Source organism: Paracidovorax sp. (genome assembly GCF_057642795.1).
Genome location: NZ_JBXYZY010000029.1, coordinates 179,068 through 202,130 on the forward strand (window position 1 = coordinate 179,068; position 23,063 = coordinate 202,130).

The 23,063-nt window shown below is 69.3% G+C and carries 19 protein-coding genes and 2 pseudogenes; 13 read left to right on the plus strand and 8 right to left on the minus strand.

Annotated elements, in window-relative coordinates; genetic code table 11:
- Positions 1-212: 212 nt before the first annotated feature.
- The gene (gene glnK / locus AC3A84_RS12020) at positions 213-551 is read left to right on the plus strand and encodes a P-II family nitrogen regulator (protein ID WP_092937737.1); all 339 of its coding nucleotides are present in this window, start codon (positions 213-215) and stop codon (positions 549-551) included.
- A 49-nt stretch (positions 552-600) separates the two neighbouring features.
- Positions 601-2,043 carry an ammonium transporter gene (locus AC3A84_RS12025; RefSeq protein ID WP_487969853.1) on the plus strand — a complete coding sequence of 481 codons (1,443 nt, stop codon included), beginning with the start codon at positions 601-603 and terminating at the stop codon, positions 2,041-2,043.
- Between the two features lie 278 nt (positions 2,044-2,321).
- Here AC3A84_RS12025 and AC3A84_RS12030 read toward each other — a convergent pair whose 3' ends face one another.
- Genes AC3A84_RS12030 through AC3A84_RS12040 form a run of 3 tightly spaced genes read right to left on the minus strand, consistent with a single transcriptional unit; the run spans position 2,322 to position 7,588 of the window.
- On the minus strand, positions 2,322-4,883 hold the full coding sequence (locus tag AC3A84_RS12030; protein WP_487969854.1) for a response regulator: 2,562 nt from the start codon (positions 4,881-4,883) through the stop codon (positions 2,322-2,324).
- Between the two features lie 37 nt (positions 4,884-4,920).
- Entirely contained in the window at positions 4,921-5,379 is a 459-nt protein-coding gene (locus tag AC3A84_RS12035) for a response regulator (protein ID WP_487969855.1), read from the minus strand.
- Complete coding sequence (locus tag AC3A84_RS12040; protein WP_487969856.1) at positions 5,372-7,588, minus strand: ATP-binding protein; 2,217 nt, start codon at positions 7,586-7,588, stop codon at positions 5,372-5,374. Before AC3A84_RS12040 ends, AC3A84_RS12035 begins: the two co-directional genes overlap by 8 nt.
- A gap of 189 nt (positions 7,589-7,777) precedes the next feature.
- Between AC3A84_RS12040 and AC3A84_RS12045 the strand changes: the two genes are divergently transcribed.
- From AC3A84_RS12045 to AC3A84_RS12065, 5 genes are all read left to right on the plus strand, one after another.
- A complete protein-coding gene (locus AC3A84_RS12045) occupies positions 7,778-8,710 on the plus strand; it encodes an SMP-30/gluconolactonase/LRE family protein (protein WP_487969857.1) in 933 nt (310 codons plus the stop codon).
- Positions 8,711-8,807: 97 nt separating this feature from the next.
- Entirely contained in the window at positions 8,808-9,935 is a 1,128-nt protein-coding gene (gene glcE / locus AC3A84_RS12050) for a glycolate oxidase subunit GlcE (protein WP_487969858.1), read from the plus strand.
- Between the two features lie 14 nt (positions 9,936-9,949).
- Entirely contained in the window at positions 9,950-10,768 is an 819-nt protein-coding gene (locus tag AC3A84_RS12055) for a YoaK family protein (RefSeq protein WP_487969859.1), read from the plus strand.
- 58 nt (positions 10,769-10,826) lie between these two features.
- Complete coding sequence (gene glcF / locus AC3A84_RS12060) at positions 10,827-12,092, plus strand: glycolate oxidase subunit GlcF (RefSeq protein WP_487969860.1); 1,266 nt, start codon at positions 10,827-10,829, stop codon at positions 12,090-12,092.
- Between the two features lie 142 nt (positions 12,093-12,234).
- Positions 12,235-13,152, plus strand: coding sequence for a ProQ/FINO family protein (locus AC3A84_RS12065; RefSeq protein ID WP_487969861.1), 918 nt, complete (start codon positions 12,235-12,237; stop codon positions 13,150-13,152).
- Between the two features lie 260 nt (positions 13,153-13,412).
- Here AC3A84_RS12065 and AC3A84_RS12070 read toward each other — a convergent pair whose 3' ends face one another.
- From AC3A84_RS12070 to AC3A84_RS12085, 4 genes are all read right to left on the minus strand, one after another.
- Positions 13,413-13,898: a glutathione peroxidase gene (locus AC3A84_RS12070; RefSeq protein ID WP_487969862.1), complete on the minus strand. Its 486-nt coding sequence runs from the start codon at positions 13,896-13,898 to the stop codon at positions 13,413-13,415.
- Positions 13,899-13,962: 64 nt separating this feature from the next.
- Positions 13,963-14,769: an SPOR domain-containing protein gene (locus AC3A84_RS12075; RefSeq protein ID WP_487969863.1), complete on the minus strand. Its 807-nt coding sequence runs from the start codon at positions 14,767-14,769 to the stop codon at positions 13,963-13,965.
- Positions 14,770-14,805: 36 nt separating this feature from the next.
- Positions 14,806-15,696: a biotin--[acetyl-CoA-carboxylase] ligase gene (locus AC3A84_RS12080; RefSeq protein WP_487969864.1), complete on the minus strand. Its 891-nt coding sequence runs from the start codon at positions 15,694-15,696 to the stop codon at positions 14,806-14,808.
- On the minus strand, positions 15,693-16,304 hold the full coding sequence (locus tag AC3A84_RS12085) for an SET domain-containing protein (RefSeq protein ID WP_487969865.1): 612 nt from the start codon (positions 16,302-16,304) through the stop codon (positions 15,693-15,695). The genes AC3A84_RS12080 and AC3A84_RS12085 overlap by 4 nt, the downstream gene beginning before the upstream one ends.
- A 96-nt stretch (positions 16,305-16,400) precedes the next feature.
- Here AC3A84_RS12085 and AC3A84_RS12090 point away from each other — a divergent pair, with 96 nt between their 5' ends.
- The 4 genes and pseudogenes from AC3A84_RS12090 to AC3A84_RS12105 all read left to right on the plus strand — a co-directional run bounded on the left by AC3A84_RS12090 (position 16,401) and on the right by AC3A84_RS12105 (position 20,733).
- Positions 16,401-19,364 carry a DNA topoisomerase III gene (locus AC3A84_RS12090; protein WP_487969866.1) on the plus strand — a complete coding sequence of 988 codons (2,964 nt, stop codon included), beginning with the start codon at positions 16,401-16,403 and terminating at the stop codon, positions 19,362-19,364.
- A complete protein-coding gene (locus AC3A84_RS12095) occupies positions 19,361-19,639 on the plus strand; it encodes a hypothetical protein (RefSeq protein WP_487969867.1) in 279 nt (92 codons plus the stop codon). Before AC3A84_RS12090 ends, AC3A84_RS12095 begins: the two co-directional genes overlap by 4 nt.
- Positions 19,640-19,759: 120 nt before the next feature.
- Positions 19,760-20,086, plus strand: a pseudogene (locus AC3A84_RS12100) (GNAT family N-acetyltransferase); the annotation flags it as partial.
- A 266-nt stretch (positions 20,087-20,352) separates the two neighbouring features.
- Positions 20,353-20,733, plus strand: a complete 381-nt coding sequence (locus AC3A84_RS12105; protein WP_487969868.1) for a hypothetical protein — start codon at positions 20,353-20,355, stop codon at positions 20,731-20,733.
- Positions 20,734-20,777: 44 nt separating this feature from the next.
- Here AC3A84_RS12105 and AC3A84_RS12110 read toward each other — a convergent pair.
- A pseudogene (locus tag AC3A84_RS12110) lies at positions 20,778-21,754 on the minus strand (Fic family protein); the annotation flags it as partial.
- A gap of 153 nt (positions 21,755-21,907) precedes the next feature.
- Between AC3A84_RS12110 and AC3A84_RS12115 the strand changes: the two are divergent.
- Entirely contained in the window at positions 21,908-22,291 is a 384-nt protein-coding gene (locus AC3A84_RS12115) for a VOC family protein (protein WP_487969869.1), read from the plus strand.
- A 111-nt stretch (positions 22,292-22,402) separates the two neighbouring features.
- Positions 22,403-23,008 carry a class I SAM-dependent methyltransferase gene (locus AC3A84_RS12120; protein ID WP_487969870.1) on the plus strand — a complete coding sequence of 202 codons (606 nt, stop codon included), beginning with the start codon at positions 22,403-22,405 and terminating at the stop codon, positions 23,006-23,008.
- The last annotated feature ends 55 nt before the right edge of the window (positions 23,009-23,063 follow it).

Here is a 23,063-nt window from a genome sequence, read left to right on the forward strand (position 1 = left end):
GCATCCCTATGCGTGGCTTTCTGGTTTGCACCACTCGAGTGCATTACGTTACGGCGTGCGTAAAGGGTAACGCAGCGGTACAGGCCGTGACTGTAAGCACGGCCCACCAACACGGCCGCACCCGAGTGCGATGGCACGTTCCATGCTTTGAGGCCCTTATCCTGATACCCACTCACAGCAGGCGCACTGCGCCCGACCCGGAGGAAACGCAAATGAAAATGGTGACAGCCATCATCAAACCCTTCAAGCTCGACGAGGTGCGCGAAGCCCTCTCGGACATCGGTGTGCAAGGCATCACCGTGACCGAAGTCAAGGGCTTCGGTCGCCAGAAGGGCCATACGGAGCTGTACCGCGGCGCCGAGTACGTGGTGGACTTCCTGCCCAAGGTCAAGATCGAAGCCGCCGTCGCGGACGAGCTGGTCGAGCGTGTCATCGAAGCGATCGAAGGTGCAGCGCGCACCGGCAAGATCGGCGACGGCAAGATCTTCGTGGGCCACCTGGAGCAGGTGGTGCGCATCCGCACCGGCGAAACCGGCAAGGAAGCCCTCTAAAAGCCGGCCGCACACGCCCCGTACCCCGATACACATCCCGAGTACTGCCATGAAAAAACTGCTTGCTTCCTGCCTTCTGGGCTTGAGCCTGATGACCGCCGGCACCGCCGTGCTGGCCCAGGCGCCTGCCGCCTCTGAACCCGCCGCCGTGACGGCGCCCGCCGAAGCCGCATCCGCTGCCGCGCCGGCGCCTGCCGCTGCTGCCGAGCCAGCCGCCAAGGCCGATGCAGCACCCGCTGCCGCTGCCCCGGCTGCCGCCCCCGCTCCCAAGGTGGACTCTGGCGACACCGCCTGGATGCTGACCTCCACGCTGCTGGTCATCCTGATGACCATTCCCGGCCTGGCCCTGTTCTACGGCGGCCTGGGTCGTTCCAAGAACATGCTGTCGGTGCTGATGCAGGTCTTCGTGATCTTCTCGCTGGTGTCGCTGCTCTGGGCCATCTACGGCTACAGCCTGGCGTTCTCCGGCGAGGGCAAGTTCTTCGGTGGCTTCGACAAGCTGTTCCTCAAGGGCGTGACCCAGGAAACCTTCGGCGCCCTGACGACGATCCCTGAATACGTGTTCTTCGCGTTCCAGGGCACCTTCGCCGCCATCACCGTGGCGCTGATCGTGGGTTCGTTCGCCGAGCGCATCAAGTTCGCCGCCGTGCTGATCTTCTCGGTGCTATGGTTCACCTTCAGCTACGTGCCCATGGCCCACATCGTGTGGGGCGGCGGCCTGCTGGGCGCCGACGGCGCGCTGGACTTCGCCGGCGGCACCGTGGTGCACATCAATGCCGGTATCGCCGGTCTGGTGGGTGCCTACATGGTGGGCAAGCGCCTGGGCTTCGGCAAGGAAGCCTTCACGCCCCACTCGCTGACGCTGACGATGGTGGGCGCCTCGCTGCTGTGGGTGGGCTGGTTCGGCTTCAACGCCGGCTCCGCCGGCGCCGCCAACGCCAACGCCGGCCTGGCCTTCGTGAACACCGTGCTGGCCACCGCTGCCGCCACGCTGTCCTGGATCGGTGCCGAAGCCCTCTCCAAGGGCAAGGCCTCCATGCTGGGCGCTGCCTCCGGCGCCGTGGCCGGCCTCGTGGCCGTAACGCCCGCTGCCGGCTTCGTGGGCCCCATGGGCTCGATCGTGATGGGTCTGCTGGCGGGCGTGGTCTGCCTGTGGGGCGTGGGTGGCCTCAAGCGCATGCTGGGTGCCGATGACGCGTTCGACGTGTTCGGCGTGCACGGTACGGGCGGCATCCTCGGTGCCATCCTGACCGGCGTGTTTGCATCGCAAAGCCTGGGCGGCACGGGCGGCCTGACGCCCGACACGTTCAGCATGGGTGCTCAAGTGTGGGTGCAGGTCAAGAGCGTGCTGTTCACCATCGTGTGGTCCGGCGTCGTGGCTTTCATCTCCTACAAGATCGCCGATCTGCTGGTGGGCCTGCGCGTCAGCGAAGAAGCCGAGCGCGAAGGTCTGGACATCACCTCTCACGGCGAAACGGCCTACCACCGTTGATGCCCCCCGATCCCGCCCGGTGTCTGGTGGCATCGGGTGGGTGGTAAGCAGAGCCCCTGACGGGGTTCATTGACGAGTGACTCCTCTATGGATATTTGGCCCGCCGCCCGGCGGGCCTTTTTTTTGCCCGTGCGGCCCTGATGAAAAGCCGGCACGGGGAGGCGCGCAGGCTGGCCGGCGACGGCGCGTCTGGGCAGCGCTGGGCCGCCGCAGCGCTGGGCCGGTGGACGCGGCCGGAGGGGAATCGGGGGCCGCTGCCGCTGGCCAGACAAGAGCCGCTACCGGCCTGCAGACGACTGCATCAGCGCCTGGATGCGCTGACTGAAGACCTGCAGTTCGAACGGCTTGGTCAGCACCTGCATGCCTGCGGGCAGGTGGCCATGGCTGAGCACGGCACTTTCGGCATAGCCGGTCACGAACAGCACGCGCAGCGACGGGTACAGCTCGCGTGCCGCATCTGCCACCTGCCGGCCGTTCATGCCGCCGGGCAGGCCCACGTCGGTGACGAGCAGGGCGACATCCGCATGGCGCTTGAGCACATCCAGCGCCTCGGGACCGTCTTCGGCCTCCAGCACCTGGAACCCCATCTCGCGCAGCATCTCCACCATCAGCACCCGCACCGGGGCCTCGTCGTCCACGACCAGAACGGTCTCGCCGCGGCCCACGGGGACCACGGGCGCCGGCGGCGCGCCGGCGTCTTCCATCGGCAGGTCCGCGCCCTGGTAGCGAGGCAGGTAGATGCAGACCGTGGTCCCGACACCGACTTCGGAATAGATCCGCACCTGCCCGCCCGACTGGCGGGCGAAGCCATAGACCATGGACAGGCCCAGGCCAGTGCCCACGCCCAGAGGCTTGGTCGTGAAGAAGGGGTCGAAGGCCCGCGCCATCACCTCGGCGGGCATGCCTGCGCCGTTGTCGCTCACCGCGATGGAAACGTACTGGCCGGGGGAGATATCGTCCTCCCTGGGTACGGGCCCGTCGATGGTGCGGTTGGACGCCTCGATCACCAGCCGCCCGCCGTCCGGCATGGCGTCGCGGGCGTTGATGCAGAGGTTGAGCAGCGCGTTCTCCAGCTGGCCCGGGTCGGCCTGCACCGGCCATACACCCTCGCCGGCAATCACGTCCAGCGTGATCTGCGGACCGATGGTGCGGCGCACGAGTTCGTCGAAACCCGCGATCAGCTGGTGGACCTTCAGCACCTTGGGCTCCAGCGTCTGCCGGCGCGAAAAGGCCAGCAGGCGGTGGGTCAGCGCGGCGGCGCGTTTGGCGGCGTTCTGGCCGATGTCCACGTAGCGGATGCCGGGCGATTCCGGGCCCAGGTTGCGCCGCAGCAATTCGAGCGCGCCGGAGATCGCGCCCAGGATGTTGTTGAAGTCGTGCGCCAGCCCGCCCGTGAGCTGGCCCACGGCCTCCATCTTCTGCGACTGGCGCAGCGCCGCCTCGGATTTCATCAGCTCGGCCGTGCGTTCCTGCACCTTGCGTTCGAGCGAATTGGCCAGCGCATGCAGCTTCTGCTCGACGCGGCGCCGCTCCACGGCATGCCGCGTTCGGTGGGCCACGTCGCGGATGAGGCTCATCTCTTCCGCCGTCCAGTGCCGGGCGCTTTCATGGTTGAGGTAGAGCAGGGCGACCAGACCGCCCTCCTCGCTCACCGGCATGTTGATGACCGACTGCGCGCTGATGGCGATCAGCGCGTCGGCGTTGTCGCGCGTGCGCGGGTCTCGGCGCGCGTCGGCGAAAACCACCGTCTCGCCGCGCTTCAGGTCATCGATGTAGCTGCCGTAGTCGCGAAAGCTCAGGGTGCCGGCCAGCGTCTGGATGCCCGGCGCGTTCCAGTCGCGCTCGATGGTGATGGTCTCCGCCTTGCGATCGACCAGGCCGTAGCCGGCACGGCTCACGTCCAGCGCGCGCCCCAGCGCCTCGGCGGCGCGGTAGGCGATCTCGCGCGGATCGGGGATGACGCCATAGACCTCGCGGTCCAGGTAGTCCAGCAGCTCGGCGCGGCGCAGCGACAGCATGGTGTCGGTGATCTCCTGCGAGACGCCGGCGATGTTGACCGGGCGGCCCTGGGCGTTCTTTTCGAGCCGACCCATGACGCGCACCCAGGCCAGCTGCCCATCGGGCCGCACGATACGGTATTCGATCCGATAGTCATCACCCGAGGCCTCGGTGTGCGCCACGGCGGCCAGCATGCGCGGGCGGTCGTCCGGATGGACGGCCTCCAGCAGCTGCTCGTAGGAAAAAGGCAGGTGTTCGTCGCGGCCGAAATGGCGCTTGCAGTGGGCGGACGCGATCAGCTCGTTGCGGACCAGGTCGAGCTGCCAGACGCCCAGGCCGCCCGCATCGGTGGCGGCGCGCAGGCGGGCCTGGCCGGCCTCGACTTCGCGCACGCGCTCGGCCAGTTCGGCCGTGAGGCGCTCGGCCTCTTCCTTGGCCGCGCGCAGCTCGCGCTCCGCGCCGGCGCGGGCCTGGCGCTCGGCTACTTCGCGCAACGCGCGGTCCAGCACCGAGGCGAGGCGCGAGAGGCGGCCCTTGCTCACGTAGTCCCGGGCGCCGCGCTTGAGCAGCTCGACCGCGTTGTCCTCGCCGATCACGCCGGATACGAAGATGAACGGCACCTCGGGCGCTCGCTCGCGCGCGAGGGTCAGGGCCTCGGTGCCGCTGTAGCCCCCCAGTTCGTGGTCGGACAAGATGATGTCGATGCCGCCGCGCTCCAGCGCGGCCGCGAAGCTCGCGCCGTCGCCCACCAGCTCCAGCCGGGCGCGGGGATAGGCGGCGAGCAGCGCCTCGTGCAGCAGCTCGGCGTCGAACGCCGAATCCTCCAGAAGGAGGACCTGCAAGGGCTGCTGGGACGGCACTGGGGAGCCCGCCGCCCGCTCAGTCATAGCGGCGGTTGGCCCGCAGCGAACCCGGCGGCGGCTCGTTGAGCACCGCCCAGAACACGCCCAGGTCGGCGATCGCCGAGACGAACTGCTTGAATTCCACGGGCTTGACCACGTACGCATTGACGCCCAATTCGTAGCTGCGCAGCAGGTCGGACTCTTCCTGGGAAGACGTCAGCATGACCACCGGGATGCTGCGCAGCACAGGGTTGTTGCGCACGGCCTCCAGCACTTCCAGCCCGTTGACCTTGGGCAGCTTCAGGTCCAGCAGGATGACGGCGGGATTGCCCTCCTCGCGGACCGCATGCTCTCCCTCGCGGCGCAGATAGGCCAACGCCTCGGCGCCGTCGCGCAGCACTACGACTTCATTGGCCAGCTGGCTGCGCTCCAGCGCGAGCAGCGTGAGTTCCTGGTCGCGCAGGTCGTCTTCGACCAGCAGAATCGGTTTAAGCATGATCGGCCGAGGCTCCATCGGGGGAATGCATGGCGGCATTTTGCCGGGCTTCGGGCAGCACGAAGCCGAAGCGGGCGCCTTGTCCCGGCTCGCCCCAGGCCCAAACCTGGCCGCCGTGGCGCTCCACGATGCGCTTGACGTTGGCCAGGCCGATGCCCGTGCCCTCGAACTCCTCGCTCTGGTGGAGCCGCTGGAAGACGTTGAAGAGCTTGCCCACGTACTGCATCTGGAAACCCACGCCGTTGTCCTCCACCTCCAGGCCCTCGCCCTCGGGGCGGCGCAGGGCGCGCACGGTGATGACGGCCGGGTCGCGCTCGCGGCTGTACTTGACCGCGTTGCCCATGAGGTTGCGTACCGCCACCTGCAAGAGCAGCGGGTCGGCGGTCAGCTCGGGCAGGTCGGGCGCGATGCGCCATTCGATGCGGCGCCCGGGCTCGTGGCGAGAGAGCTCGCGCGCCAGGCCCTGCACCAGGCCGACGGTCTCCACCCGCTTGAGTTTGAGCGCCGTGCGCCCCATGCGGGAGAAGTCGAGCAGCGCGTCCACCAGTTGCCTGGCGAACGCCGCCGCGCTCTTGACGTGCCGCATGTAGCGGTGGGCGCGCTCGCTCAGGGCCGCGCCCTCGGTGTCCATCACCAGATCGACATAGCCCGCGATGTGGCGCATGGGCGCGCGCAGGTCGTGCGAGACGGTGTACGAGAACGCCTCCAGCTCCTTGTTGACCCGGCCCAGCTCGCCGGCGATGGCGGCCAGCTCCTCGGCGCGCCGCAGCACGATGCCGATCAGCGCCTGCCGCAGCTCGCCCGCGGCGGACACCTCGGCGCCCGACCAGGGCAGGCAGCGGCCGCCGATCTGCTGGGCCCAGCGCTGGAAACTCAGGCGCGGGTGGATGCGCCCGCGCGCATCGGGCTGCTGCGACTTGCGCGGATCGCCCGCCCAGGTCACGGTCTGCACCACTTCGGGCCGGAACCACAGGATCACGTGGCGGTGCACCTGCGAGATGGAGATGGCCAGCACGCCGGCCGCAGTGCCCTGCCAGCCGGCGGCCGGCGGATAGTGGACCGCGAGCTGATCGCTCTGATAGACCTCGGAGCCCAGCCCCGCAACCCAGCCGGCCAGCTCCACCAGCGCCAGAGGCGGCGGCGTTTCGCCCGTCGTCCAGACCTGCTCGTCCAGCACCACGGCGGCTCCGCTGGCGCGAGCCATGCGCAGCAGGACGGCGGGCTCGTCCAGGATGCGGCGCAGGCTGGCGTCGCTATCCGCAAGATGGGCGACGAGTTGCAGGGTCAGCTGGCGCAGGTCCAGGCGGGCCGCCACCTCGGCATTGGCCTGCTTGGCCTCGATCTGCATCGACAACAGCTGCCCCAGGTGGCTGCAGGCGGCGCGCACGCTGGATTCGAGCAGGCGCGGCTCGTGGTGGTGGCAGGACACCAGGCCCCAGAGACGGCCATCGACCACGATGGACACCGACATGGACGCCAGCGTGCCCATGTTGCGCATGTATTCCAGGTGCACCGGCGAGACGCTGCGCAGGAAGGCCTGCGACAGGTCGATCTCCCCCGGGGCAGGGCCGTCCGGCGCCGCGAGCAGCGGCACGGGTTGGTAGTTGGCGTCCGGAATCAGCCGGAAACGGTTGGACAGGTAGAGCGCGCGCGCCTGCTGGGGAATGTCGGAGGCAGGGAAATGCAGCCCCAGGTAGCTCTCGTAGCCCGGCATCAGCGCTTCGCCCAGCACCTCGCCATGCCCCTCATCGTCGAAGCGATAGACCAGCGCGCGGCCGAAGCCCGTCAGGCGCTGCAGTTCGTGCGCGGCCAGGGCGACCAGCGCCTGCACCGTGCCGGCGGCCTGCAGTCGTGGCAGGAAGTCGCGCGCCAGGCCGTAGATGGGCGCCTCGGGCCGCAGAAGCTCGGCCTGGGGCTCGCATTCCACGATCAGCTGCGTGGCGTTGCGGTGCGCCCAGCAGACGTGCCGGCAGCCCGCCAGATCCATCACACCCACCTGTACCGAAGAGCCGTCCGCCGGGGTGTCGTTCAGCACGTGGGGATCCAGCGCGCTCAGGGCCGCGGTCGCGCCATCGGCCCAGTTGGCGCTCCAGGCCCGGAGCGCATGGGTCGTTCCATCCAGCACGAGCATACGGCCGTGCGGCTGGATGGCGCCGGGCACCCGGATGGGCTCGCGGTCGCAGACGTGGAGGTCGGGAATCGGTTTCAAGATGTAATGCCGAGAGGAATCAGCGCGCAAAAGGGGCCTTTGAAAAGGGCCGGGAACCCTGCGCCGCCGTCGGTCCGGTGGCGCCGCGAAGCGTCGATCATGCCAGCGCCGGGCATCGAAGGTTGGAGTAGATTCCCCCGGCAAGTCCCCTGGCACTCGCCTCCCACCGCTTTCAAGGAACCCCTCTGCATGACCTGGACCGCTGCCACCACCGAGCCCTCCCAACTGGGTGAATCACCCTTCTGGCACCCCGATGAGCGGCGCCTGTACTGGGTGGACATCTCCGGGCGCAGGGTGTCGCGGCTGGACCCGGCCTCGGGCGCCGTCGAGCACTGGCCCATGCCCACAGAACCCGGCTGCATCGCGCCGGTACCGGGCGGCGGCCTGGTGATGGCGCTGCGCGCCGAAGTCGTCCTGGCCCGGCAGTGGCAGGGTGTGCTGGAGCCCATCGCCCGCCTGCCCTTCGACCCCGCCACCCAGCGCGCCAACGACGGCAAGTGCGATGCGCTGGGCCGCTTCTGGGTCGGCTCCATCCATGAACCGCAGGCCGGGCCGCGCCAACCCGTCGCAGCGCTCTACTGCATCGACGCGCGCGGCGCCGGCCCGGCCACCGTGCGCCGCGTGTTGGACGGCGCGGCCACCGCCAATGGCCTGGCCTGGTCGCCCGACGGCAGCACCATGTACTGGTGCGACACGCCCTCGCACGCCATCCACGCCTGGGCCTGCGATGGCGACCTGATGCCCCAGGGCGCGCCCCGCGTGCTGCGCAGTTTCGAGCCCAAGCCGGCCGGCTGGCAGCCCGGCCAGACGGGCTACGGCGGCCGCCCCGATGGCGCGGGCGTCGATGCCGAAGGCGCCTACTGGAGCGCGCTCTACGAAGGCGGCCGTGTGGTGCGCCTCTCGCCCCGTGGCGAGCTGCTGGCCGACCTCGCCCTGCCCCTGCGCTGCCCGACCATGCCCTGCCTGGGCGGCGACGACGGGCGCACGCTGTTCGTCACTTCCGCCAGCCACGGCCGCCCGGCCGATGAACTGGCCGCGCTCCCGCAATCGGGCTGCATCGTCTCGACGCGGGTGGAGGTGCCGGGCCTGCCGGTGGCCTTCTTCGACGCCGGCTCGCACTGAGGTTCGCCGCCTGCCGGGCAAACCTCACGCGCCCCGTTCAAAAAATTCAAGCCCGGCCGACGGCCCCTGCACGGGGCACTGCCGTACCATCCTCGGCATGGATTCAGCCCTCAGCCAGATCGTGGAGCGCGTGCGAGCCAGCGCCTCCGACCGCCGCCCGCTGCGCTTGCGCGGCGGCGGCACCAAGGATTTTCACGGCGCAGCCGTGCTGCAGGGCGAAGTACTCGACCTGCGCCCGCTCGCCGGCGTCATCAGCTACGAGCACAGCGAACTGGTCGTCACCGCCCGCGCCGGCACCCCGCTGGCCGAGCTGGAGGCCCTGCTGGCCTCCCAGGGCCAGTGCCTGCCCTTCGAGCCCCCGCATTTCGCGCCCGGCGCCACCGTGGGCGGCATGGTGGCCTCGGGCCTCTCGGGCCCGGCCCGTGCCAACACCGGATCGGTTCGCGACTACGTGCTGGGGCTGGAGACCGTCAACGGCCGCGCCGAACTGCTGCGCTTCGGCGGCCAGGTCATGAAGAACGTCGCGGGCTACGACGTCTCGCGCCTCATGGTGGGCGCCTGGGGCACGCTCGGCGTCATCACCGAGGTGAGCCTGAAAGTGCTGCCCGTGACACCGGCCGACGCCACCCTGCGCTTTGCCTGCACCCAGGCCGAGGCGCTGGAACGGCTGCACGCCTGGGGCGGCCAGCCCCTGCCCTTGAACGCCAGCCGCTGGCAGGCCGATGCCCCGGGCTGCGCAGGATCGGACGGCGCAGGCACCCTGCACCTGCGCCTGCGCGGCGCCACCGCCGCCGTGCAGGCCGCCTGCCGCACGCTGGGCGGCGAGCGCGTGCCCGACGCCGAGGCCGTGCAGGCCTGGGCCGATTGCCGCGACCAGGCCCTGCCCTGGTTCGCCGCCCGCACGCCCGGCCAGGCGCTCTGGCGCCTCTCGGTGCCCGCCACCGCGCCGGTGCTGTCGCTGCCCACCGGGGTGGCGCCGCCCCTGATCGAGTGGCACGGTGCGCTGCGCTGGGTGCAGGCCGCACCGGACCACGGCGAGGCGCTACGCGCAGCTGCCCGTGGGGTGGGTGGAGATGCTACGCTTTTCATAGCTGCCAGCGCAAACCCAGTGGGCGCACAAAGCACTTCCGGCCTGCAATCTCCGGCGCTGGCGCAGATCCATGCGCGGCTGCGTCACGCGTTCGATCCCGCCGGTATCTTCAACCCCGGCCGGCTCGGTTACTGAGCCGGTCTGTCGCCATGCGGCTGCTGCGCCACCTGACCGGACTGCACCGGACGCACTTCACCAACCGCATGCTGGGCCTGCTGCTGGCCTTCAACGCCGGCGCGGTCAATGCAGGCGGGTTCCTGCTGCTGGCCCGGTACACATCGCACATGACGGGCTTCACCTCGCAGGTGGCCGACTCGCTGGTGATGGGCGACATGCAGATGCTGCTCGGCGCGCTGGGGGCCATCGTCTCCTTCCTGGCCGGCGCGGCCACCGCCGCCATCCAGATCAACTGGGGCCGGCAGTACCGGATGCGCCACCTCTACGCCCTGCCCCTGCTGCTGGAAGCCGCGCTGATGCTGCCCTTCGGCCTGATGGGTGCCATCACGCTCGAATGGACCACGCCCTTCGCCGTGCCGCTCACGGTGCTGCTGCTGTCCTTCATGATGGGCGTGCAGAACGCGGTGGCCTCCAAGGTTTCGGGCGGCAAGATCCGCACCACGCACATGACCGGCAACTTCACCGACTTGGGCATCGAGATCGGCAAGGCCCTCTACTGGAACCGCAAGCGCACCGAAGCCAACCGCGTGCAGCCGAACCTGCAGCGCGTGCGGCTCTTCGGCGGACTGATCCTGGCTTTCGTGCTGGGCGGCGTAGCCGGCGCGGCCGGCTTCAAGTACGTGGGTTTCATCTGCGTGCTGCCGCTGGCCGCGCTGCTGCTGTGGCTGTCCCTGCCCGCCTATCTGGACGACCTGCGCCGCAACCGCGCCCTGCGCGAATGGACCTTCGGCTGGCTGCGCCTGCGGCGCCCGCCCCGCCCCGCCTCCGACGATGCCCCGCCGCCAGGCTGACGGGGCCCCTGCCCGCCTGCACGCCAGCCCCTTCCCGCCCCACACCCCCAAGACCACGATGCAAACCACGCTAGCCCCCCAATACCAGGGCACGCCCGAAGGGCAGGAGGCCGAAGCCATCCTGCGCAAGTGCGTGCATTGCGGCTTCTGCACCGCCACCTGCCCTACCTACCAACTGCTGGGCGACGAGCTCGATGGCCCGCGCGGCCGCATCTACCTGATCAAGCAGGTGCTCGAAGGCGCCGAACCCACGCGCAAGACGCAGCAGCACCTGGACCGGTGCCTGACCTGCCGCAACTGCGAGAGCACCTGCCCGAGCGGCGTGCAGTACGGGCACCTGGTGGACATCGGCCGCAAGCTGGTGGACGAGCGGGTGCCGCGCCCGCTGGCCGAGCGCGCCAAGCGCTGGGCGCTCAAGGAAGGGCTGCCCTCGCCCCTCTTCGGCCCCGCCATGAAGGCCGGCCAGGCCGTGCGCAGCCTGCTGCCCGAGTCGCTGCGCGCCAAGGTGCCCGCCCCCCAGCAAGCCGGCGCCTGGCCGGTGCGCGAGCACGCCCGCAAGGTGCTGATGCTCGCCGGCTGCGTGCAGCCCGCGATGCTGCCCAACATCAACCGTGCCACGGCCCGCGTGCTCGACGCCGCAGGCATCCAGACGGTGATCGCCCCGCAGGCCGGCTGCTGCGGCGCGGTCAAGTTCCACCTGAACGACCAGGCCGGGGGCCTGGCCCAGGCGCGCGCCAATATCGACGCCTGGTGGCCCTACGTGGAGGCTCAGGGCGGCGTCGAGAGCATCGTGGTCAACGCCTCGGGCTGCGGCGTGATGGTCAAGGACTACGGCCATCTGCTGCGCGGCGATGCGGAATACGCCCAGCGCGCCGCCCGCATCAGCGCCCTGGCCCGCGACCTGTCGGAGCTGCTGCCCGAACTGCTGCCCGAACTGGCCGAGCGGCTGCAGGGTCGCATCGACCCCGCCCGGGCGCTGCTGGCCTACCACCCGCCCTGCACCCTGCAGCACGGCCAGAAGCTGCGCGGCGGCGTGGAAACGCACCTGACCGCGCTGGGTTTCCGCGTGCGCACGGCACGCACCGAATCGCACCTGTGCTGCGGCTCGGCCGGCACCTATTCGGTCCTGCAGCCCGAACTGGCCTATCCGCTGCGCGACCGCAAGCTCGCCGCGCTGGATGATGCCTTCGCCGAAGGCGAGCAACCCGTCGCCATCCTCTCGGCCAACATCGGCTGCATCACCCACCTGCAAAGCGGCACCGACGTGCCCGTGCGCCACTGGGTCGAAGTGCTGGACGAGGCGCTGCGCCCCGGCGCCCTCTAGGCACCGATGCGGGTGGCGTGGCGGGGCCACCGGCCCTGCACTGCGGCGAACTGGCATGATGGCGGGTTTTCCGCCGCGCAAGGCGCGCCCCGCAGCCGGGCCGCATCGCCCGACAACCGACCGCCCGCAACTTTCGATTGCCATGACCGACAACGCGACCGCTGAAGCCTCCCAGAACCCCGTCCCCGCCGCTGCCGCCACCGAGGGCGCGGCCGCCGTGGACCACGCTGCGCCGGCCCCAGCAGCCACCGCCGAAGCCGCCGCACCGGATGCCGCAGGCGAAGCCACCCTCACACCTGCTGCTGACGGCGAGGCCCGCGCTGCGCGCCCGCCCCGCAACGGCTCCCGGCGCGGTGGCCGGGGCCGGGGCGGCAACCGCGCGGCAGGCACGACCGCCCCAGCGCCTGCATCCGCCGCCCCTGCGCAGGGCCAGCCCGCACCCAAGGCCCAGGGCCCGCGCCGCACCCACCCGGTGCTGGAACAGCTCGCGGGCTTCTACCCCCACCTCTTCGGCGCGCAGTTCCTGCCGCTCAAGCGCGGCATCTTCCAAGACCTGCAGGACGCCCACCCGGGCGCCTTCGAAAAGGAAGACCTGAAGGCCGCGCTCGGCATCCACACCCGCTCCACCCGCTACCTGCAGGTGGTGGCCGAGGGCCGCCAGCGCCACGACCTGCAAGGCCAGGCCGTGGAAGCCATGGCGCCCGAACACATCCACCACGCGCTGCTGGAGGTCTTCCGGCGCAAGAAGCCGCGCGACGGCGAAGACCTCGTCGCCAAGCTGCGCCGCCGCATCGCCCAGGCGTATGAAGCCTCGGGCCTCACGCGCGAGGCCTACGACACGCTGGTGCGTGGCCGCGACGAGCACGCCAACGCCCTGCTCGACGAAGCCTTCGCCGAGGTCGCCGAGCGCGACGCCAAGGCTGAAGCCCTGCTGCGCGCCTACGAGGCCAGCGGCAGCACGTCGGTGGAGCAGTTCGCCGACATGTACGGCATGGACCAGCGCAACGTGCACCAGATGCTGGCGCGCGCCCGCCAACTGCGCGGTCCGGCAGCGGCCTGATCCCGCCAGGCCCAGGCAGCGCAAGGGCTGCCGAGTGCCGCGGCCGTGGGCGCATCGAGGCCTTCGCCCGCCGAGGGCGGGAACCGGTCCGTGCGACCGGCACCCTTCGGCGCTTTTCGCGGTGATGTCGCAACGGCTCGTTGCGGGGCATTCATGGCGGGGCAACCGCCTGCCCGCGCCTTAGCGGGCGTCCGCAAACCCCGCCAACCCCTGCGGGTATCTCGCGCGTCGGATGGACCGCGATGGGCTCGGGGGCGGGCTCAGGCGGCCAGCGCGGCCTCGATGTCCTGCGCCAGCGACGCAGGCTTGTCGGTGGGTGCATAGCGGCGAATGACCTGGCCGTCACGGCCGATCAGGAACTTGGTGAAGTTCCACTTGATGGCCTTGGTGCCCAGGATCCCCGGTGCCTCGGCCGTGAGCCAGCGGTAGAGCGGCGCGGCGTCGGCGCCGTTCACGTCGATCCTGGCCATCATCGGGAAGCTCACGCCGTAGTTCAGCTGGCAGAAACTGGCGATCTCGTCGTTGCTGCCCGGGTCCTGCCCGCCGAACTGGTTGCACGGAAAGCCCAGCACCGCCAGGCCCCGGCCGGCGAACTGCTGGTGCAGCGCCTCCAGCCCCGCGAACTGGGGTGTGAAGCCGCAGGCGCTGGCGGTGTTGACGATGAGCAGCACCTGGCCCTCGTACTGGCGCAGCGGCACCGGCGGGCCGCTCATGGGCTGGGCTTCGAAGTCGTAGAGGGTGGTCATGGGCGGTAACTCCTGGGGGTGAGGACGCGAAAAGCCCATTGTGGCGGCCGTCGCCGCGGCGGCGTCAGCTGCAGGGGCGCAGCGTGCGGCCCACGAGCGCCGGGCGGGCGCGCTCCAGCCGGGCGGCCTGTGCGGCATCGCCAGCGGGCAGGTTCAGGCGCAGCATGTATTCGCTGGGCGTGCCAGTGCGCTCCTGCACCACGCGGGCCGTGCGCACACCCTGCACCGCCAGCGCATTCAGGGCGCGCTCCGCGGCCTCCTGGGTGGCATAGCGGCCCAGCGACAAGCCGGGCTCCAGCGCGCTGCCCGGACGGTCATAGGCCACCTTGCGCGCCTTCAGTTCGGCGCGCTTGCGGGCCAGAGCGTCCTCGTCGGGGAAACGGCCCATGTAGACCATCCAGCGGCCGGAGGTGGGCGTGAAGTCCAGGCTCCAGCTGCCGGCCGTGAAGCCCGCTGCCGGCAGGGCCACGCGCAGGGTGTCGGCCTGGTTCTGGTCGAAGGGGCCGGCCTGCTGGCAGACGGTGGCATTGATGGGCCCGACCGCGCCGATGGCGGAGCTTGCCGGGGCCTCTGCAGAGGCCCCGGGTGCGCTGGCCGCCTCAGGCACTGAGGCTGCAGCGGATGCCCCCGGCGCCGCTGGCAGGGCCGCCGGCGCGCTGGCTGCCGCTGGAGCAACGGGTGCAGCAGCGGATGCCGCAGGCTGGGGCGGCGGCACATGCAGCTGCAGGACTTCCGGGTGGATCTGCTGCGCCAGGCGCTGCGGCTCCGACGGTTCCTCAGGCCCTGCCCCCCAGCCGCGCAGCATGCCGCCCGACCAGGCGTAGTAACCGGCGTTGGCCAGCAGCAAAACGAGAAAGGCGATGCGCAGCATGGCGAGGCGGACCGTACGAGTGGAAAGGACGACAGGCTACTGTGCCGGAAGCGCCTGCCCGGCCGGGCGCACGCTGATCTCGGAGCTGGTGACGGTCTGCAGCCCGCACGGCGTCTGCACCAGCAGGGCGCCGTCGGTCGCCACACCCTGGGCGATGCCGGTCTGGCCGTCGCTCAGGGTCACGTCCCGGCCCGCCAGCGCGTCGCGCAGGGCGAAGCGCGGCTGCACGGGCGCGAAGCCCTGGCGCTCGAAGGCCTGCAGCATGCCCACCAGCGGCGCAGCGATGCGGGCCAGCGCGGCGGGTGCGTCCAGCGCGGCATCGATCTCGCTCAGGCTGGCAGGCGGCCGGTTCATGCCGTCGCCCGGGCGCGGCAGCAGGTTGATGCCGATGCCCACCACCACGTAGCGCGCGCCGCCCGGGGCCGATCCGCCGGCCTGGGGCGCGACGAAGCTGGCGGTTTCGACCAGGATGCCGGCCAGCTTGCGGTCGCCGTCCAGCCACACGTCGTTGGGCCATTTCAGGCCGATGCGCGGGGCGCCGCTGCCGGGCGCGGGCAGCACGGGCTGCAGGCTTTCGGCCACGCTCACGCCCACGGCCAGCGACAGGCCCGACCAGTCGGCCGGCGCCAGCGGCAGGCCCAGCGAGAAGGTGAGCGAGGCCAGCGCGCCCGAGCCTTCGGCCGGCGTGCCCTGCGCCTGGCTCTGCCACGGCCGGCCCATGCGGCCCCGGCCGGCGGTCTGCGATTCGGCCACCAGCAACGTGGGCTCGGCGCGGCCGGCGCGGGCTCGGCGCATGAGTTCGGTGCTGGTGGAGTCGATGCTGGGCAGTACCTCAACGGTGAAGCCAGGCAGCACCGGCTCCACGGCCAGCCAGATGTCTTCGGCGAACCAGCGCACGGGGGCGGTGCCGTTGTTGTTGTTGCTCATGCCCGGCGCCCCCGGCCCGGGGCGGGCGCCGGCGCTGCGGCCTGGGGCCGGGGCGGGCTCTTCTTCTGCCTGGCCTCGGCCGGCTTCGCCTGGGGCTTGGGCGCCAGCCCCGGCGGCACCCAGCCGCGCTTGGGCGCCAGCAGCGTGCCCCGGCAGTTGGCGCTGCCGCACCAGCAGGGGTATTCGGCCTTGAGCTTGGGGGTATAGCGCTCCTCGACGATCAGGCCGTAGTCGTAGCTCAGCTCTTCGCCGGCACGGATGTTGCGCAGCGCGGTGATGAAGATGCGGCCGCCCTGCTCGTCGGCGAAGCAGTTGGGGTCGCAGCTGTGGTTGATCCAGCGCGAGGAGTTGCCGCCGTAGTTCGCGTCGATCACGCGATCTTCATCGACGTGGAAATAGAAGGTATGGTTCGGCTGCGCGGGATCGTGCGGATGCCGGTCCTGCGCTTCCTGCCAGGAAATGATCTCGCCGGTGTACTCGATGATGGGCTCGCCCTCGGCGATGTCCTGCACCGCGAAGACACCCTTGCCGTGCACGCCCGAGCGCCGGGTCTGGATGCGCCGCCCCGGAGCGAATGGGGAAACGGCGGACGAGGCAATGCGGGGCATGGCAAAACTCTGTTAGTTTGAATAGGCACACATGCGTGCGCATGCGCGCGTGAGGCTCACGAATTGTAGAAGCGCCTCTGGAGGCGAGACCCCAAAATGAACAAGACTCTGGTAATTGCAGAAAAACCATCGGTGGCGCAGGACATCGTGCGTGCGCTCACCCCCATTGCCGGCAAGTTCGACAAGCACGAAGACCATTTCGAGAACGACCGCTATCTGGTCACCAGCGCGGTGGGCCACCTGGTGGAGATCCAGGCGCCCGAGGAGTTCGACGTCAAGCGCGGCAAGTGGAGCTTCGCGCACCTGCCGGTGATCCCGCCGCACTTCGACCTCAAGCCCGTGGACAAGACCAAGAGCCGCCTGAACGCGGTGGTCAAGCTGGCCAAGCGCAAGGACGTGGGCGACCTGGTGAACGCCTGCGACGCGGGCCGCGAAGGTGAACTGATCTTCCGCCTGATCGAGCAGTACGCCGGCGGCGCCAAGGGGACCTTGAGCAAGCCCATCCGGCGCCTCTGGCTGCAGTCGATGACGCCCCAGGCCATCCGCGACGGCTTCGAGAACCTGCGCAGCGACCAGCAGATGCAGGGCCTGGCCAGCGCCGCGCGCAGCCGCTCGGAGGCCGACTGGCTGGTCGGCATCAACGGCACGCGGGCGATGACGGCCTTCAACTCCCAGGGCGGCGGGTTCTTTTTGACCACCGTCGGCCGGGTGCAGACGCCCACGCTGTCGCTGGTGGTCGAGCGCGAGGAGAAGATCCGCAAGTTCGTCAGCCGCGAGTACTGGGAAGTCCACGGCGGCTTCCACGCCGAGGCCGGCGAATACCTGGGCAAGTGGTTCAACCCCCAGTGGAAGAAGAGCGAGGACCCCGAGGCCCGCGCCGACCGCATCTGGGAGATCCACGAGGCCCTGGCCATCGCCGAGGCCGTGCGCGGCAAGGCCGCCACCGTCACCGAAGAAAGCAAGCCCACCAGCCAGGCATCGCCCCTGCTGTTCGACCTGACCAGCCTGCAGCGCGAGGCCAACGGCAAGTTCGGCTTCTCGGCCAAGACCACGCTGGCGCTGGCGCAGAGCCTGTATGAACGCCACAAGGCGCTGACCTATCCGCGTACCGATTCGCGCGCCCTGCCCGAAGACTATCTGCCCGTGGCCCGCGACACCTTCGGCATGCTGGCCACCAGCGGCATGCGCCACCTGGCGCCCTTCGCGCAGCAGGCGCTGGACCAGAACTACGTGCGCCCCACCAAGCGCATCTTCGACAACGCCAAGGTCAGCGATCACTTCGCCATCATCCCGACCACGCAGGCGCCCAGCGGTCTCTCGGAAGCCGAACAGAAGCTCTACGACCTGGTCGTGCGCCGCTTCATGGCCGTGTTCTTCCCCAGCGCCGAGCATCTGGTCACCACCCGCATCAGCCAGGTGGTGGGCCACAGCTTCAAGACCGAGGGCAAGGTCCTGGTCAAGCCCGGCTGGCTCGCCATCTACGGCAAGGAAGCGGCGGGCGAGGTCGAGGACGGCAAGGCCGGCGACAAGGGCCAGCCGCTGGTGCCCGTGCAGCCCGGAGAGATGGTGCGCACCGAATTCGCCGAGGCCAAGGGCCTGAAGACCAAGCCGCCCGCGCGCTACTCCGAAGCCACCCTGCTGGGCGCCATGGAAAGCGCCGGCAAGCAGGTGGAAGACGAGGAACTGCGCTCCGCCATGCAGGAAAAAGGCCTGGGCACCCCGGCCACGCGCGCGGCCATCATCGAAGGCCTGCTGACCGAGAAGTACATGCTGCGGGAAGGCCGCGAGCTGATCCCCACCGCCAAGGCCTTCCAGCTGATGACCCTGCTGCGCGGCCTGGAGGTGGACGAGCTCTGCCGCGCCGACCTGACCGGCGAGTGGGAATACAAGCTCTCGCAGATGGAAAAGGGCCAGCTCAGCCGCGAAGCCTTCATGCAGCAGATCGCCGCCATGACCGAGCGCATGGTCAAGAAGGCCAAGGAATACGACCGCGACACCATCCCCGGCGACTACGCGACGCTCTCGGCCCCCTGCCCCAACTGCGGCGGCGTGGTCAAGGAGAACTACCGCCGCTACGCCTGCGTGGGCAAGTCCGGTGACGGCTCAGACGCCTGCGGCTTCTCGTTCGGCAAATCGCCCGCCGGCCGCACCTTCGAGACCGCCGAGGCCGACCAGCTGCTGCGCGACCGCCGCATCGGCCCGCTGGAAGGCTTCCGCTCCAAGGCCGGCTGGCCGTTCACCGCCGAAGTCACCATCGTGCGCGACGAAGAGGCCGGCAACTACAAGCTCGAATTCGACTTCGGCGACGACCGCGCCGCCGAGGAATCGGGCGAGCTGGTGGACTTCGGCGAGCAGGTCAGCCTGGGCGACTGCCCCGTCTGCGGCGCGCCCGTCTATGAACACGGCGCCAACTACGTCTGCAGCAAGTCCGTGCCCACCGCCGCCCAGCCCACGCCCAGCTGCACCTTCAAGACCGGCAAGGTCATCCTGCAGCAACCCGTGGAGCGCTCGCAGATGAGCAAGCTGCTGGCCACCGGCAAGACCGACCTGCTCGACAAGTTCGTCAGCATGCGCACCCGCCGCAACTTCAAGGCCTTCCTGGCCTGGGACAAGGAAGCCGGCAAGGTCAACTTCGAGTTCGAGCAAAAGGCCAGCAAGTTCCCGCCGCGCAAGACCGCTGCGGGCAGCACCACCGCCGCCGCTACCAAAACCGGAGCAGCCAGCGCAAGCCGCACGGGCGCTGCCGCCAAGAAAACCACCAAGCCCGCCGCCAAGAAGGCCGCCTCTGGCACCACCGCCGCCAAGGCCCCGCGCAAGAGTGCTGCCGGCAAACCACCCAGCCCCGCCCTGGCCGCCGTGATCGGCCCCGAACCCGTCGCCCGGCCCGAGGCGGTCAAGAAAATCTGGGAATACATCAAGGCCCACAACCTGCAGGACCCCAAGGACAAGCGCACCATCGTCGCCGACGCCAAGCTGCGCGCCGTGTTCGGCAAGGACAGTGCGGGCATGTTCGAGCTGGCGGGCATCCTGGGCAAGCATCTGCAAGGAGATGGCGAATGACGACGATCACCACGGCCACCGGCGAGAGGGGCCCCGCCCCTTCTTCTTCTGCCGCCACGGCCCGCGAGGGCCAGCCCCTGGCCCCAGGGCGCGCGCGCCGCGCCGGCGCGGCGGCCTTGCTGGCCTGCTGCGCAGCCCTGGCCCTCAGCGGCTGCGGCACCATCGCCTCGCGCCCCTCCAACGACCCGGCCACCAGCACCCAGGCGAGCGAAAGCGGGGTGACGGTGTTCGGGACGGTCGATGTGGGGGTGGGGGGAGTGCGGTCTTCGCGGTGAGCTGTGGGAGATAGGAAAACGCCCAGGCTGGCTGTGGCTTCAAGGCACCACATCGACAACGCAGAACCTGTCGGCCCGTGGAGACCAGCATCCAACTCCTGACGCGCTTGGTTTTCATCGCCGCACGCCATTCCGCTCGGTGCATTCGATGGCGTCAGGCTTGTCGGCGTAGCTCTCGTGTCTGCATCCAGCCTCAGCCTTTGCTATGTGGGGCCCGAAGCCCTCCACTGCGGCATAGGCAAGAGCCTTCTGGCCGCCGCCGAAGCAATGGCTCGCCAAAGAGGTGTCGAGGAGCTCCATTTGGAAAGCACCCGCACGGCAGAAGCGTTCTACCGGAGAAATGGGTTTCAGCCGTCCGGCCCGGTGCAGGTCTGGGCGGACCTGCGGGCGCTTCCGATGGGCAAATCTTTAATTTCCCTCCATCCTCTCGGGCAACCTGAGCATTAGATAGCCATGGCAGTGAAGAGTGGGCATGGAAACCCCAAATGGACACGCGAAGAGGTCATCCTCACCCCAAGAGCTTTACATCGAATGAGGGGAAAGAACTCATCCAGCATCGGACTGGAATTCGGAAGGCCGCTGGATCGACTTTGTGGAAGCAAGAAAATCCATCTACGGCGAATAACCTCTGACAAAACCACCCAGAAGACATCGAAATTCTTCTCAGTTAGCACCCATAAAGCGCACATTGAAAATCAACATCCCGGAATCTCATGGGCGTAGAACTGAACATCACCCGCGCAGAATTTTTCGCAGATAACGAGAACGCATCCATCGCTGCCGAGGAATGGCTGGCTTACGTTCATGGCGATTCAGAAATGGCATTGATTTCAGCGAATAGCCCATATCACGCTGTCTGGCTGGGCAAATCCCTTCATGAAGAACCTTGGCTCGACTGGCGCCACGGCAACATATACACAAAGTGGCCGGACACCGCGCTCTATCTGAAGATGCTGGACATTGCCAAACATTTCGGCGGAAGCGTTCAAGATGACAACGGCACGGTCTATACGCAACCCGCGGACTGGGAATACGACCCCAAAACGAGGGTGGTTCTGCCCATCCCCCAAAGGCCATGGTGGAAGCTCTGGTGACATGGCCTGGTTGACTGATTGATTGGCGGGCCCGTGTGCCGCCGAGAACATTTGGCAAGGGCTGCCCACTCGGCGTTGTTCAGGTTCCCCTCCATGCCGCCCAGCACGCGGTTCAGCGCCAGGGTCTGCCGGGCATTCATGGGCGCATCCGCCCAGCGCTGCCAGAACTGCGCCTTGGCCAGCACGTCGGCCACCAGGCCATCGGCGCGCTGTACGGCGCGCAGCAGGCAGCCCAGGAACCAGGCCAGCCAGGGCGTGACGTCGAGCGTGCCGCGCTGGGTGGCTTCCAGCTGGTCGTAGTAGTGCTTGCGTTCGCGCTGGATCTGCGCGCTCAGCGCTGTAGAAGCGCTGGGCGCTGCCTTCGGCGCGGGTCAGGGCCATATCGCCCACGGCGCGGCTGATGCGGCCATTGCCGTCGTCGAAAGGGTGCAACGTGACCAGCCACAGATGCGCCAGCCCGGCATGCACGAGGGGATCGCCCTGGGGCGAGGGGTGGTTGAACCACTCGAGGAACGCGGCGGTTTCCGCGGGCAGCGGGCGGTGCTTCGTAATGCACTGTCTCGCGCCGGATGGGGCCGGAGACGACCTGCATGGGCCCTGCGGCATCGTTGCGCCAGGCGCCGGTCTGGATGCGCAGGCGGCCGCCGTAGCCGGTGGGGAAAAGCGCTGCATGCCAGCCGAAGAGGCGTTCGGCCGTCAGCGGCTCGGCAAAGCGCTGGGTGGCATCCAGCACCATGTCCCCCACACCGTCCACATGCCGGTCGGCGGGGGCCAGCGCACCGATGTCCACGCCCAGGCGGCACGCGATGGACGAGCGCACGGCCTCACGGCTGAGCGCTTCGCCTTCGATGGCGCTGGTGGTGATGACTTCTTGCGTCAGCGCCTGCAAGGTGGCCTGGGCGCGGTGCACTTCGGCCAGGGCGGCGGCATCGAACCGCCACTGCGGCCAGCCGGCGCGTTGCCGGAAGTAGGTGCGGCGGCGGGGCTTTTTCTGACCACATGCGGTGACTATGCGGCGCATCCACCGCAATAACTGCGGCGAATCAACCCCCTATTCCCCGCAACCCGTGCGAGACAGACCCCGCGCCGGCGCCCGGCTAATATCCCCAGCCCTGCCCACCCAGGCCGGTTTTCTTTCTTTCCCCCTTCCTACTACCCACGGAGATAGCACCTCATGTTCAGCCATGTCATGGTCGGCGTCGCGGACCTCGAACGTTCCAAGCGTTTCTACGACGCCCTGCTGGGCACCCTGGGCGTCGGGCCCGGCGTTGCCAACAAGAGCCGGTTCTTCTACCGCAGCCCCTCCGGCTTGTTCGGCATCACGCTGCCCATCAACGGCGAGCCAGCCACGCACGGCAACGGCAGCACGATCGGCTTCACCATGGCTTCGCCCGAGCAGGCCGACGCCTTCCACGCCGCCGGCGTGGCCCACGGCGGCACGACCTGCGAAAACCCGCCGGGCTGGCGCGAATTCGGTGACAGCAAGATCTATCTGGCCTATCTGCGCGACCCGGACGGCAACAAGCTCTGCGCCCTCTTCCGGCCGCAGCAGGCGTGAGATAGCCCACCGCCCATTGCTTCACTTTTGATAGCTGCTGGCGCCCATTCTTCGTGCGCTGGCAGCCGATTTCACTTCCAACCTTTCGCCCACCCCACCAAGGAACCCGCATTGCAATCCGCCAGCCCCAGCACCTTCGACGCGGCCTATTACCAGCGCTTTTATTTCGACAAGAAGACCAGCGTGGTGGACCCGGCCCACATGGAGCGGCTGGGCGCATTCGTGTGCAGCTACCTGCACTACCTCCGGGTGCCGGTGCTGCGCGTACTGGACGTGGGCTGCGGCATTGGGCTGTGGAAGGGCATCGTGGAAAAGCACATCCCGGCCGCCCGCTACCGGGGCGTGGAGTTCAGCCCCTATCTGTGCGAGCGCTTCGGCTGGCAGCAGGGATCGGTGGTGGACTATGCGGCGCCCGAGCCGTTCGACTTCGTGATCTGCCAGGGCGTGCTGCCCTACCTGAGCGAGCCCGACCTGCAGGCCGCGCTGCGCAACCTGGGCCGCCTGTGCCACGGCGCGCTCTACATCGAGGCGGTCTCGCGCGAGGACTATGAGCGCGACATCATCGACGAGGACCTGACCGACGGCCGCGTCTTCCGCCACAGCGCCGAGCTCTACCGCAGCGGCCTGCGCGAGCATTTCGTGGAGCTGGGCGGCGGGCTGTGGCTGAGCCGGGAGGCGGAGGTGCCGCTGTTCGAGCTGGAGCATGTCGGCCGCTAAGGCCACTGGCTGCCGCTGGCACCGCAAGCCAGAAAGACAATAGCGACAGCGCGGG